This window comes from Bosea sp. ANAM02, assembly GCF_011764485.1.
Classification (GTDB): Bacteria; Pseudomonadota; Alphaproteobacteria; order Rhizobiales; family Beijerinckiaceae; genus Allobosea.
In genome coordinates this window covers 1938309-1950232 of the sequence record NZ_AP022848.1, presented here as the reverse complement: position 1 = coordinate 1950232, position 11924 = coordinate 1938309, and the positions used below count along the sequence as shown (strand labels likewise).

Sequence of the window (11924 nt, the reverse complement as noted above, 5' to 3'; positions counted from 1 at the left end):
ACCTTCAGTTCTGGTAGCGCGCGACGAGGCCGAGCAGCGTGTTGGGTTCGAAGGGCTTGACCATCCAGGCGCTGGCGCCGGCGCGGCGGCCCTCGGCCTTGATCTCGGCGCCGTTCTCCGTGGTCAGCACGATGATCGGCGTGTTCTGCCCGGCGGGGCGCGAGCGGCAGGCGCGGGTGAACTCGATGCCGTCCATGATCGGCATGTTGAGGTCGGTGATCACCAGATCGGGGCGGAACTGGTCGAACTTGTTGAGGCCGTCTTCGCCGTTCTCGGCCTCGGCCACTTCATGGCCAGCATTGCGGAGCGTCAGGCTGAGCAGGCTGAGCAGGGTCTTGGTATCGTCGATCGCCAGGATTTTCATACCTGTCACTCCAGAACGAGAGCGCTGTGAGCGGCATCGAAGCCGATCGCCCGCAAGGATTCGCGGCATTCCTCGGAAGCCGCCTTGAGCGTGACCGAAAGCCCCCGCGCGGCGGCGCTGGTGGCTGCGGAATGGAGAAGCTGGATCCAGAGGCTGGGCAGCGGCCCGGCCTCGGCGCATTCGACGGCGACGCTTTCCCGCTGTTCCAGCGCCACCAGCAGCTGGTTTCGGAACGTCGCGGCCTCGGACCGGCCGAGGAATTGAGGAAGCGAGACGGTGATGACCATGAAGGGCGACCCAGGATTGCGCCTGGAGCATCACGTCAAACTGGTAAAAACTTCGCTAAATATGTTCGGCCGCATCAATACTCTTGGCATTTTCGCGGCAGGTGCGGCCTACCTGCGGTTGTCGTCGGCTTTGGCGGCCCTGTGACAGAGCCTGCTTGGATGCCCTCGCGGCAACTTTGGCGTTATTGACCCTTACCCGGGACCTTCAGCCCCATCCTGAGGGGCAGCCGCAGGCTGAGTCTCGAAGGATGCTTCAGGAGGCTCCGGAACTATCTGGAACATCCTTCGAGACGCCGCTCACGCGGCTCCTCAGGATGAGGGCTGTATTCTCGAGCCGGCCTTCGGCAAGCTGAGTTTTCGCACTGCCTGCATCTTGCCCGTCTTCGAAGAAGTTCACAGGCAGTCGTCAGAAGATGGCATTGCTGATCGCGCGCGGCACCAGCGTGATCTTGCCCTCCGCCTCCCTGTATTTCCGGGGCACGTTGATGACGCCGGACAGGTGCAGCCAGAGATTGTTGGGCGAGATCGGCTTGGTGACGATCTCATGCGCGCCGAGCTTCGCCGCCTGGACGACCGCGCGCCGGTCCGGCCGCTCCATCATCACCAGCACCGGAGCCTTGGCGAAGGGCGAGGTCTTGAAGGAACGGATCGCCGCCAGGCACTTGATGCTGTTCCCCTCCGGCATGTCCCAGTCGAGGATCACGATGTTCGGCTGCTTCTGAATAAAGGTCGAGGCTGCCGAGGACAGGTCCGACGCCTCGAAGATGCGGTTGAGCTGCGCCTGATACAGCATCGTGCGCACGATCCGGCGGTAATGCGGGCTCGGGTCGATGAGGAGCACCGAGAGATTGGGAAATACGGGCGCGATATGCATGGCGCTGGCTCAGGAACTCACTCAACTCGACAGGTTACGCACGGCCGACGATTAGACCTTGAGGCCGAAGCGGAAGGCGCCCCAGTGCCGGCCCTTGACCATGATCGGTGCCGACAGGTCCTCCATTACGAGGAACTGCCCGCCACCCATGTCGCGCCGGTAGCTCTGCAGCAGGAACGGCTTGCGGTTGCGCGCGGCGGCGAGCCCCGTCCGATCATCGAAGATGCGCCGGTTGCGGCAATTGGCGTTGTTCCAGACCGGGTCGTTGCCCTGGGCTTGCGCATATTTGCGGTTATGCGTCGGCAGGAAGCCGTTGCGATCCACCGCGGCGCAGAACACGATCCGCCCGTTCGAGCTCAGGAGTTCCTCCTGCAAGGGAGGCAGCAGCCGGTCGGTCAGCGCGACGAAGCGCGTCATGTGCTGGACCGGGTCCGATCCCGGGATCGGCCGATAGGCCTCGTCGAACAGGTCGGCGAGCGAGAGCTCGCCGCGGCTCAGCGCCGTCTCGAACAGCTCGCCGATGGTGCCGGCGGTCTCCATCACGGTCGCGATCAGCTCCGACTGGGCGGTCCTCACCCCGGATGCCGCGATCGAGCCGAGGATGCCTTCGCTGATCGCGACCAGCGCCTCGGTGCGCTGCCCCGCCTGCTGGAGATTGTCGGTGGAGGCATCGACCCCCGCGACGAGCGCGGCGAGGTCCTGCCCCGCCTTGGCGCAGGCCTCCGCATTCTCCCGCGTCGGCCGCGACACAGCCTCGATCTCGCCGATCAATTCGACCACCGAGCGGCCGAAGCTGTCGAACTCGCCGATCTGCTGCGAGATGGTCTGGCTGCCCGCCTGCGCGCGCTGCGCCGTCTGCGCGTTCTCCTGGCTGCGCCGGGCGACCGCGTCGACCGCCTTCACGAGCAGGTCGAGCTGGGCCGCGCTCGCCGCCGTCGCCTCGCGCGTCTGCTCGGCCAGCGCCTTCACGGCAGCCGCGATCACCGCGAAGCCCTTGCCGGCCTCGCCGCTGCGCGCCGCCTCGACGCCGGCATTGATCGACAGGAGCTGAATCTCGCGGGTGATCGACTGGATCGCATCGCTCGACGCCCGCGCCTTGTGCGCGTCGCCGACGGCCTGCGCCAACACCTGCGACATCGACTGGGCTTCGCTGGACAAGGTTTCGATATCGGCCTGCGCGGCATTGAGCCCGAGCCGCACCGAGGTCGTGACGCGTTCGAGGCCGCTGCGGACGACCGACGCTGCAGCCTGCGCGCCCTCGGCCGCCTGCCGGATCGCGTTATTGGCCTTTGACACCTGTTCGACCGCACCGACCACGCGGCGCAGGCCGGCCGTCTGCTTGTCGAATTGCTGCGTCACGTCGCCGACGCGCCCGGCGATGTCGGTGATCTCGGCGCTGAGTTTGCCGAAACGGGCCGCGATCTCGCGCACCGCGCGCTCGGCGCCCGTCCCGGCCGGCTCCTCGACGGGACACGCGGCGGCCGCACTGACGGGCAGATCGAGCTTGCGAGCCAGTGCATGCATGGCGGGACGCCTCTTCAACCCGGAGGGATTTCTTCCGGAAATGTAGAGAAACGCGGTAAATCGCCGGTTAAGAGCCGGTTCGGCCGGTTTACCACGCGGCTTGCGAGCGACGGGATCGTGATAATGCCGTTGGGTCAATTGCCATGCACGCCCATGCTACAACGGCAGCGCATCGACGGCGGACCCGCAACGGGCATCGCGCGTTGAGCCAGAAGCCGACACGCCCGAACGCTTTCCGGAGGAACCCCATGACCGCAGTTTCCGCCGTCTCCCGCCGTGGCCTGATCGGTCTCGGCGCCGCCGCTCTCGCCGTCGCCGCAGCCCCGCGAGTCTGGGCGCAGGCCGCAGCACCCGCAGCTCCGGCCGGCCCGTTCTCGCTGCCGAAGCGCGCATACGAGGCCAATGCGCTCGAGCCGCATATCGACGCCGCCACGATGGACATCCACTACAACCGTCACCACGCCGCCTATGTCGCCGCCCTGAACAATGCAGCCAAGGACAACGGCGTCATCGCCAAGGCCTCGGTCGGCGAGCTGATCGCCGATCTCGGCCAGCTCCCGGATAGCATCCGCACGCTCGTCCGCAACAATGGCGGCGGCCATGCCAACCACAGCATGTTCTGGGAGATCATGGCGCCGGGCGCCGGCGGCACGCCGACCGGCGAGGTCGCCGAGGCGATCACCCGCGATCTCGGCGGCTTCAACAGGTTCAAGGCCGATTTCGAGGCGGCGGGCCTGCGCGTCTTCGGCTCGGGCTGGGTCTTCGTCACCGTCGACAAGGCCGGCAAGCTCGCCTTGCTCGGCAAGCCGAACCAGGACAGCCCGCTCATGGACAAGCAGATGGTGCTGCTCGGCAACGACGTCTGGGAGCACGCCTATTACCTGAAACATCAGAACCGTCGCGCCGACTATCTCAAGGGCTGGTGGAACGTGGTCGACTGGAAGAAGGTCAACGAGCGCTACGCCGCCGCCAAGGCCGGCAAGCTCGCGCTCTGACAACACGCGTCATTCTCGGGCGAAGCAAAGCTTCGACCCGAGAATCTCTCGCCGGATAGGGCGTCTCTCCTTCCAGAGATGCTCGGGTCAAGCCCGAGCATGACGGCCTTGTGCGCTAATGCCCGACCTTCGCGCCCTTCGTGCCCTCGCTCAGCCGCGGCAGGAACCAGGCGAGCAAGCCCATCAACGGGATGAACGAGCAGAGCTTGTAGACCATCTCGATGCCGAGGATGTCGGCGAACTCGCCGAGCAACGCCGCCGCGAGACCGCCGAGCCCGAAGGACAGCCCGTAGAAGAAGCCGCCGACCAGCCCGACGCGGCCGGGCAGCAGTTCCAGCGCATAGATCAGGATCGCGGCGAAGGCGCTCGACATGATCAGGTTGATCACGATCGTCAGCACGCCGGTCCAGAACAGGTCCGCATAGGGCAGGATCAGCGTGAAGGGCAGCGCGCCCAGGATCGAGAACCAGATGATCTTGTTGCGGCCGATCCGGTCTCCCAGCATGCCGCCGCCCAGCGCGCCCGCCGCCGAGGAGGCGAGGAACAGGAACAGCATCACCTGCGAGTTCTGCACGGAGATGCCGAACTTGCCCATCAGGTAGAAGGTGTAGAACGACGAGAAGCTCGCCGAATAGGCGTTCTTCGAGAACAGCAGGATGATCAGGATGGTGATCGCGAAGGCGACCGAGCGCTTGCCCGGCCGGGCTGCCGGCGCACTCGCCGCAGCGGACTTGGGCGGCCGCGCCTTGTCAAGCCGCGCATAGCTCGCCGCCGTCCAGACCATCAGCATCATCGCGACGAGAGCGGCGACCGAGAACCACGCGAGACTGCCCTGCCCGCGCGGCACGATGATGAAAGCCGCCAGCAGCGGTCCGAGCGCTCCGCCGGTCTGCCCGCCGACCTGGAAGATGCCCTGCGCCAGCCCGTGCTGGCCGCCCGACGCGTTGCGCGCCATCCGCGTCGCCTCCGGGTGGAAGATCGAGGAGCCGATGCCGACGCAGGCCGCCGAGAGCAGCAGGAAGCCGTAGCTGCCGGCATAGGCCAGCCCGATCAACCCCGAGAGCGTGAAGCCCATGCCGACCACCATCGAATAGGGCATCGGGTGCTTGTCGGTATAGAGCCCGACCGCCGGCTGCAGCAGCGAGGCCGCGACCTGGAAGGTCAGCGTGATCAGCCCGATCTGGCCGAAATCGAGCCGGTACGCCTCCTTGATGATCGGATAGATCGCCGGGATCAGCGACTGGATCATGTCGTTGAGCAGATGAGTCACGCTGAGGGCGATCAGCACCGGCATCATGGCCCGTTGCGGCAGGGAGGCGGTCGGCGCGCTGGCGGTCATATCGAAGGTCCCGCGGCATCTCCGGCAGGCCGATTCCCGCCTCGGATGCGGTCGAAGGCTCTAAAGGATCGCCGTTGGCCGCACAATTTCATGAGCCGGCACCACGGCAATGCCTCCACCGCATGACTGGCCCGCTTTCGCGCCCCGGAGGCCATCTTTCCGGAACAGATCGCTGTTGATCGAACCCACCGAGTCGAATTTCCGATTGATCCCGCGCCCGATCCTGCCGAGATTGCCCCCTTTCACGGGAGGTTGATTGAATGTCTCTGCGTCTTCGTTCGAAATTCGCCGCCGCCGGCCTCGCGCTCGGCGCCGTCGCCGTGGCGGCCGGCATCGCCGTCGCCCAGGCTCCGGCCTTCTTCCGCATCGGCACAGGCGGTACGGCCGGCACCTATTATCCGATCGGCGGCCTGATCGCGAACGCGATCTCCGCCCCGCCGCAGCTTGTCGCGACCGCGGTCGCCAGCAACGGCTCGGTCGCCAATGTCAACGCCATCGTCGGCGGCGCGGCTGAATCCGGCTTCGTCCAGGCCGACGTCGCCTTCTGGGCCTATTCCGGCACGGGCGTCTACGAGGGCAAGCCGAAGGTCGCCGAACTGCGCTCCATCGCCAATCTCTACCCCGAGAGCGTCCATCTCGTCGTCCGCAAGGCCTCGAACGTGAAGAGCGTGGCCGATCTCAAGGGCAAGAAGGTCTCGCTCGACGAGCCGGGCTCCGGCACCCTGCTCAACGCCAAGGCGATCCTCGCTGCCTTCGGCGTGACCGAAAAGGACATCACGGCCGAATATCTCAAGCCGAACCAGGCGGCCGAGAAGATGAAGGACGGCTCGGTCGATGCCTTTTTCTTCACCGGCGGCTATCCGGCAGCGGCGATCTCCGAGCTCGCCTCGACCGGCTCGGGCATCGACATCCTGCCGATCACCGGCGCCCCGGCCGAGAAGCTCGCGAAAGAATCGCCGTTCTTCGCCGCCGACGAGATCCCGGCCGGCACCTACAAGGATGTCGGGGCGGTCAAGACCGTCGCGGTCGGCGCCCACTGGGTCACCTCCTCCAAGATCTCGGCCGACACGGTCTATGCCGTGACCAAGGGGCTGTGGAGCGACAAGGCCCGCGCCGCGCTCGATGCCGGCCATGCCAAGGGCAAGGTGATCCGCAAGGAGACCGCGCTCAAGGGCCTGCAGGGCGTGCCGCTGCATCCGGGCGCCGAGAAGTTCTACAAGGAAGCCGGCCTGCTGAAGTAAGCAGCCCCCGCATCCGTACATCTGATCCGTCATCCCGGGCGGGCAAAGCCCGACCCGGGATCCATACCGGCACGGATCCCGGCTCTACGCTACGCTTCGGCCGGCATGACGGCACTTCCTTAACGGCGCGGACCGCGCTGCTCCCAGCTCGACCGCCGAGGTTTCCTCCATGGCCCATCAGCCCTCCGCCGCCGAACTCGCCAGGCTCGAGGAAGAACTCGATCCGGAAATGCAGTTCCGCAAGGTGCCGCACGGCACCGCGCTGCTGATCGGCGGCCTGCTGCTCGCGCTCTCGGCCTTCCACTACTACACCGCCGGCTTCGGCCTGCTGCGCGAGACCACCCATCGCGGCATCCATCTCGCCTTCGTGCTGGGGCTGATCTTCCTCGTCTTCGCCGCCCGCAAGAGCGAGGCCGCCACCGTCTATCCCTCGACCGTGTTCCGCCCTGGCGGCGTGCCGCTCTATGACTGGATTTTCGCGATCGCGGTCGCGGTCGCCAGCCTCTACGTGCCCTGGATCTTCGAGGACCTCGCCTTCCGCGTCGGCAATCCCTCGCCGCTCGACGTGACGATGGGCACGATCACCATCGTCCTGATGATCGAGGCGACGCGCCGCGCCATCGGCTGGGGCCTGCCGCTGATCGCGCTCTTCGCCATCGTCTATGCGATCTTCGGCAACTGGTTCCCCGGCATCTTCCTGCATCCGGGCGCGACCTGGTCGAACCTCGTCAATCATCTGTACCTGACCAGCCAGGGCGTCTATGGCGTCGCGCTCGGCGTCGTCGCGACCTATGTCTTCCATTTCGTGCTGTTCGGCGTGCTGGCGACCCGGATCGGCCTCGGCCGCCTCTTCCTCGGCGTCGCCGCCGCCGTCGCGGGCCGCTTCGCCGGCGGCCCGGCCAAGGTCTCGATCTTCGGCTCGGCCCTGTTCGGGATGATCTCGGGCTCCTCCGTCGCAAACACCGTCACGGTCGGCTCGCTCACCATCCCGATGATGATCCGCCTCGGCTACCAGCGCCATTTCGCGGCGGCCGTGGAATCGACCGCCGCGACAGGCGGCCAGATCACGCCGCCGATCATGGGCGCCGCCGCCTTCCTGATGGTCGAGTTCCTCAACCTGCCCTACGCGACGATCGTCATCGCGGCCGTCGTACCGGCCATGATGCATTTCTTCGGCGTGCTGATGCAGGTGCATTTCGAGGCCCGCCGAAACGGCATGCGCGGCCTGACCGATGCCGAGGCGCCCAAGCTGCGCGAGGTCTTCGCCCGCGATTGGCCGACCGTCGCCCCGCTCTTCGCGCTGATCGTCGTGCTCTTCACCGGCTACACGCCCTACCTCGCCGCCTTCTGGGGCATCACCGGCTGCATGCTGGTCGGCCTCGCGCATTACCGCGCCGGCGCCGCGCTCGCTCTGGCGCTCGCCATCGGCGTCGCAGCGCCGACCGAGCTGCTGCGCGTTCCCGGCGTCAACGCCGCCCTGGTCATCGCCGCCTTCGCCGTCATGGCGCATGGCGTGCTGCTGCGCTCGACCGAGGGCCGCCGCCGCGTCAACGACATGGTCGATGCCTTCGTCCTCGGCGCGAAATACGCGATCGGCGTCGGCGCGGCGGCAGCGACCGTCGGCATCATCGTCGGCGTGGTGACGCTGACCGGCGTCGGCTTCAAGATTTCCTGGATCGTGACCTCGCTCGCCGATCAATGGGCCAAGGGCCTGATCGACCTCGTCCCCTTCCTGCCCTTCGACATCAAGAGCGCGACGCTGTTCTTCACGCTGCTCTTGACCGGCATCGTCTGCATCCTGCTCGGCTGCGGCGTGCCGACCACGGCGAACTACATCATCATGGTGACGGTGGCGGCGCCCGCGCTCGGCATGCTCGGCGTCAACCCGCTCGTGGCGCATTTCTTCGTGTTCTACTACGGGGTCCTCGCCGACATCACGCCACCTGTGGCGATCGCCGCCTATGCCGGGGCGAGCATGGCCGGCGCCGACCCGTTCAAGACCGGCAACACCGCCTTCCGGCTCGCGCTCGGCAAGGTGATGGTGCCCTTCGTCTTCGTGTTCTCGCCCTCCATGCTGATCATGGCGCCGGGCTTCACCTGGACGGAGTTCCTCGGCTCGACCACTGCCTGCCTTACCAGCATCACCCTGCTTTCGGGCGCCTTCTCGGCCTGGCTGCTGGCGCCGCTGGTGATGTGGGAGCGGCTGGTCCTTGCGCTGGCGGCCCTGCCGCTGATCGTGGCAACGCCCTATTCGGCCGGGATAGGGCTCGTCATCGCCGCGCCCGTGCTGCTCAGGCAGGTCATCGCCCGCAAGGCCGCGGCCGCACCCGCTTGAGTGCAAGGCCGCCTTACCCTGCCCTGTCGAGCGGGAAGAGCGGCCGCCGCACCCGGCGATAGGGCAGCTTGCCGAGATCGGGCGTGCAGAGCGCGCCGCTATCGCAGACGATCACCTTCCCGGCGATCGGCTCGAAGGCGGCGCGGAAATGCTGCATCGATTTTAGCCCGACGACGCGCTTGGCCGCCGGATCGATGCCGAAGGCGCGGAACTGCTGCAGGTCGTTCATCTGGGCGCGGATCGTCGTGACCAGAATTTCGACATCGCCGACACGCAGCACGGCGCAGGGCCCCCAACTCGCCTGCAATCCGCCCATCATCGGGCCGTCGCCGACATAGTCTCCGTCGCTGACGCTGACCAGCGTCCCGGTGAGCGCGAGCGGCCCGCCGCCGATTTCGGGATCGACCTTGCCGCCGAGCCGGACCGAGACCGTCGAGCCTGGCGTGCCCTTGCGCAGCTCGGCCGCAACCTCGGGATCCACAATCGGCCCGAAACAGGCATCCTTCAGATCGGCTTCGATCATGCCCTCGAGCAGGCCGGTCGCGTCGCCATAGCCGCCCCCGCCGGGATTGTCGGCATAATCGGCGATGATCAGCGGCCCCTTCGTCGCGACATAGGAGCTGGCTTCCGCGACAGCGTCCTCGACCGAGAGAAAATTCGTGACCTTCTCGAAGCGGCGCTGCCACATGTCCTCCATCAGCGCTTCGGCGAAGGCCTGATGCTTCTCGCGGTTGCCCTCGCAGGTCACGAGCACCGTCGGCCCGACCTCATGGATATCGGCATTGCCGAAGCCACCATTGACGCTGACGGCGAAGACGCCGGCTTCCTTCTCATAGGCCCGGGCCCTGGCGATGCGCGCGACCATCGGGCCGATATCGGTGCGCCCGCCATTGACCTCCTCCAGCATCGGCCGCTCGGCCCGCAGCGTCACCGGCCTGATCTCGCCCGTCATCGTCCGCTGCAGGATGCCGGCCGCGAGCTTGCCGATCTCGCGCATATCGACATGCGGATAGGTCTTGTAGGAGACGACGATATCGGCGAGCTCGGTCATCTTGCGGGTGACGTTGGCATGGGGATCGAGCGTGATGCCGATCGGCACGTCGGGCCCGAGCACGGCGCGGACCCGCTCCAGCAAATCGCCCTCCCCGTCCTCGCAGAACTCGGTGACCATGGCGCCGTGCAGGCCGAGCAGCACGCCGTCGATCTGTCCTGCATGAGCCTTCGCCGTCGCGACGATGACGCCGGCGATCCGCTCGAAGGCATCGCGCGTCACCGGGCCGGAAGGCTGGGCGGCGGCGCTGATCGCGTGGATGACCGTCCATCCGGCCGGACGGCCGATATCGAGGAAGCCGGCGATCGGCGTGTTGGCCTCGGCCCGTGCGGCGATGGCGTCGTCGCCGAGCTGGATTCCGCGATCGGTGAAGGCGGCGTAATCGGCCGGGCAGCGGCTGAAGGTGTTGCTCTCATGCGAGAATTCGGCGGTCAGGATGGTGAAGCTCATGGCGTTCCTCTGGCGAAGCGTCTGCGGCATCGGCGCGCCCACGTTCCGGCCGATCAAGATATCTTTCCCTACGGCTGTCAAAAGGCTGCGCTTGAGGCTCGGCTCCGCTGCGCCTATTCCGGGCAGGTGGGGAGGATTCCGGCGAAGATGACGACCGCGACTGAACAAGCCGATGTGATCGTGCTCGGTGCTGGCATCGTCGGCGTCAGCGTGGCGCTGCACCTCCAGGAACGCGGCCGGCGCGTTCTGCTCGTCGATCGCGGCGAGCCGGGTGCCGAGACCAGCCACGGCAATGCCGGGCTGATCGAGCGCTCCTCCGTCGTGCCCTATGCCTTCCCGCGCGACATCGCGACGCTCGCGAGCCTTGCGTCGAACCGCTCCATCGCCGTGCGCTATCGCCCGGCTGCGCTGCTGCGGATGGCGCCCTGGCTCGCGCGCTACTGGTGGAATTCGGCCCCCAATCGACTGGACAGGCTCGGCCGCTCGATCCTGCCCTTGATCGAGAACTGCATCGACGAGCACCGGCGCTGGACGAAAGCCGCCGGCACCGAGGCCCTCATGCGGGGCGAAGGCTGGATCGAGCTCTACCGAACCCGGAAGGGCTTCGAGGCGGCGACACGGGGAGCGGCCGAACTCTCGGCCTACGGTCTCAGCTATGACCCGCTCGACGAGGACGCGCTGCGCCGCCTTGAGCCCGGCCTGCTCCCCGGCAGCGTGTCCGGCGCCGTGCATTGGCGCGACCCCGTCACGGTCAGTGATCCCGGCGCGGTGACGCGCGCCTATGCCGCGCTCTTCGTGGCGCGAGGCGGCCTGCTGAAGCCTGCGGATGCTGCGGACCTGCGGCAAGACAGCGGGGCATGGCGGCTGTCCGCCGAGGGCGGAAGCTGGCGGGCCGCGGAAGCGGTCGTCGCCCTCGGCCCGTGGTCGAGCGATCTCTGCGAGCGTTTCGGCTATCGCTTCCCGCTCGGCTTCAAGCGCGGCTACCACATGCATTACGACAGCGCCGACGGTACCGGTCCCCGGCATCCGCTCTGCGACGCCCAGGCCGGCTTCGTGGTGACCCCGATGCGGCGCGGCATCCGCCTGACGACGGGGATCGAGATTGCCGGCCGCGACGAGCCCTCCGATTCCTGGCAGCTCGACCGGGCCGAGCGGATCGCACGGCAGATCGTGCCGCTCGGTCGCCGCCTCGACGCCGAGCCCTGGCGCGGCGCCCGCCCCTGCCTGCCCGACATGCTGCCGATCATCGGCGCGGCCCCGCGCCATCGCGGCCTGTGGTTCGCCTTCGGGCACGCCCATCACGGCTTCACGCTCGGCCCTGTGACCGGCCGCCTGCTCGCGGAGATGATGACCGGCGCACCGACGCTCTGCGACCCCATCCCCTTCGCGGCCGAGCGCTTCCTGCCCCGGAGCGGCAGCGCCTGACGGCTACCGCGCTCCACAGGCATCATTGCGACGCGTTTC

General features: G+C 67.4%; 11 protein-coding genes. 5 read left to right on the top strand and 6 right to left on the bottom strand.

All coding sequences use genetic code 11. The features are described 5' to 3' along the window. Window positions 1-4: 4 nt before the first annotated feature. A complete protein-coding gene (locus OCUBac02_RS09385; RefSeq protein WP_047578672.1) occupies window positions 5-364 on the bottom strand; it encodes a response regulator in 360 nt (119 codons plus the stop codon). Window positions 365-369: 5 nt separating this feature from the next. Continuing rightward, window positions 370-651, bottom strand: a complete 282-nt coding sequence (locus OCUBac02_RS09380) for an STAS domain-containing protein (RefSeq protein WP_047578675.1) — start codon at window positions 649-651, stop codon at window positions 370-372. Between OCUBac02_RS09380 and OCUBac02_RS09375 the strand changes: the two genes are divergently transcribed. Further along, window positions 644-796 carry a hypothetical protein gene (locus tag OCUBac02_RS09375; protein WP_156134715.1) on the top strand — a complete coding sequence of 51 codons (153 nt, stop codon included), beginning with the start codon at window positions 644-646 and terminating at the stop codon, window positions 794-796. The genes OCUBac02_RS09380 and OCUBac02_RS09375 overlap by 8 nt on opposite strands. 261 nt (window positions 797-1057) lie before the next feature. Here OCUBac02_RS09375 and OCUBac02_RS09370 read toward each other — a convergent pair whose 3' ends face one another. Together OCUBac02_RS09370 and OCUBac02_RS09365 are read right to left on the bottom strand one after the other, a co-directional pair. Then, a complete protein-coding gene (locus tag OCUBac02_RS09370; RefSeq protein ID WP_047578676.1) occupies window positions 1058-1525 on the bottom strand; it encodes a response regulator in 468 nt (155 codons plus the stop codon). A 51-nt stretch (window positions 1526-1576) separates the two neighbouring features. Then, a complete protein-coding gene (locus OCUBac02_RS09365; protein ID WP_173045159.1) occupies window positions 1577-3049 on the bottom strand; it encodes a methyl-accepting chemotaxis protein in 1473 nt (490 codons plus the stop codon). A gap of 248 nt (window positions 3050-3297) precedes the next feature. Between OCUBac02_RS09365 and OCUBac02_RS09360 the strand changes: the two genes are divergently transcribed. Then, on the top strand, window positions 3298-4044 hold the full coding sequence (locus tag OCUBac02_RS09360) for a superoxide dismutase (RefSeq protein ID WP_173045157.1): 747 nt from the start codon (window positions 3298-3300) through the stop codon (window positions 4042-4044). A gap of 115 nt (window positions 4045-4159) precedes the next feature. On the opposite strand, the gene OCUBac02_RS09355 is transcribed toward OCUBac02_RS09360, so the two are convergent. After that, the gene (locus OCUBac02_RS09355; RefSeq protein ID WP_173045155.1) at window positions 4160-5383 is read right to left on the bottom strand and encodes an MFS transporter; all 1224 of its coding nucleotides are present in this window, start codon (window positions 5381-5383) and stop codon (window positions 4160-4162) included. A 260-nt stretch (window positions 5384-5643) separates the two neighbouring features. Here OCUBac02_RS09355 and OCUBac02_RS09350 point away from each other — a divergent pair, with 260 nt between their 5' ends. Together OCUBac02_RS09350 and OCUBac02_RS09345 are read left to right on the top strand one after the other, a co-directional pair. Next, window positions 5644-6624 (top strand): TAXI family TRAP transporter solute-binding subunit, encoded by a 981-nt coding sequence (locus OCUBac02_RS09350; RefSeq protein ID WP_156134763.1) that lies wholly within the window; start codon window positions 5644-5646, stop codon window positions 6622-6624. A 169-nt stretch (window positions 6625-6793) separates the two neighbouring features. Beyond that, complete coding sequence (locus OCUBac02_RS09345; RefSeq protein WP_173045153.1) at window positions 6794-8959, top strand: TRAP transporter permease; 2166 nt, start codon at window positions 6794-6796, stop codon at window positions 8957-8959. A gap of 13 nt (window positions 8960-8972) precedes the next feature. On the opposite strand, the gene OCUBac02_RS09340 is transcribed toward OCUBac02_RS09345, so the two are convergent. Next, the gene (locus OCUBac02_RS09340; RefSeq protein ID WP_173045151.1) at window positions 8973-10460 is read right to left on the bottom strand and encodes a M81 family metallopeptidase; all 1488 of its coding nucleotides are present in this window, start codon (window positions 10458-10460) and stop codon (window positions 8973-8975) included. Between the two features lie 147 nt (window positions 10461-10607). Between OCUBac02_RS09340 and OCUBac02_RS09335 the strand changes: the two genes are divergently transcribed. Next, the gene (locus OCUBac02_RS09335) at window positions 10608-11885 is read left to right on the top strand and encodes an NAD(P)/FAD-dependent oxidoreductase (RefSeq protein ID WP_173045149.1); all 1278 of its coding nucleotides are present in this window, start codon (window positions 10608-10610) and stop codon (window positions 11883-11885) included. The last annotated feature ends 39 nt before the right edge of the window (window positions 11886-11924 follow it).

Bases quoted from the DNA above. Each gene is read 5' to 3' on its own strand.
- OCUBac02_RS09370 (WP_047578676.1), bottom strand. From the start codon at position 1,525: ATGCATATCGCGCCCGTATTTCCCAATCTCTCGGTGCTCCTCATCGAC.
- OCUBac02_RS09335 (WP_173045149.1), top strand. From the start codon at position 10,608: ATGACGACCGCGACTGAACAAGCCGATGTGATCGTGCTCGGTGCTGGC.
- OCUBac02_RS09385 (WP_047578672.1), bottom strand. From the start codon at position 364: ATGAAAATCCTGGCGATCGACGATACCAAGACCCTGCTCAGCCTGCTC.
- OCUBac02_RS09345 (WP_173045153.1), top strand. From the start codon at position 6,794: ATGGCCCATCAGCCCTCCGCCGCCGAACTCGCCAGGCTCGAGGAAGAA.
- OCUBac02_RS09365 (WP_173045159.1), bottom strand. From the start codon at position 3,049: ATGCATGCACTGGCTCGCAAGCTCGATCTGCCCGTCAGTGCGGCCGCC.
- OCUBac02_RS09360 (WP_173045157.1), top strand. From the start codon at position 3,298: ATGACCGCAGTTTCCGCCGTCTCCCGCCGTGGCCTGATCGGTCTCGGC.
- OCUBac02_RS09355 (WP_173045155.1), bottom strand. From the start codon at position 5,383: ATGACCGCCAGCGCGCCGACCGCCTCCCTGCCGCAACGGGCCATGATG.
- OCUBac02_RS09340 (WP_173045151.1), bottom strand. From the start codon at position 10,460: ATGAGCTTCACCATCCTGACCGCCGAATTCTCGCATGAGAGCAACACC.
- OCUBac02_RS09350 (WP_156134763.1), top strand. From the start codon at position 5,644: ATGTCTCTGCGTCTTCGTTCGAAATTCGCCGCCGCCGGCCTCGCGCTC.
- OCUBac02_RS09375 (WP_156134715.1), top strand. From the start codon at position 644: ATGACCATGAAGGGCGACCCAGGATTGCGCCTGGAGCATCACGTCAAA.
- OCUBac02_RS09380 (WP_047578675.1), bottom strand. From the start codon at position 651: ATGGTCATCACCGTCTCGCTTCCTCAATTCCTCGGCCGGTCCGAGGCC.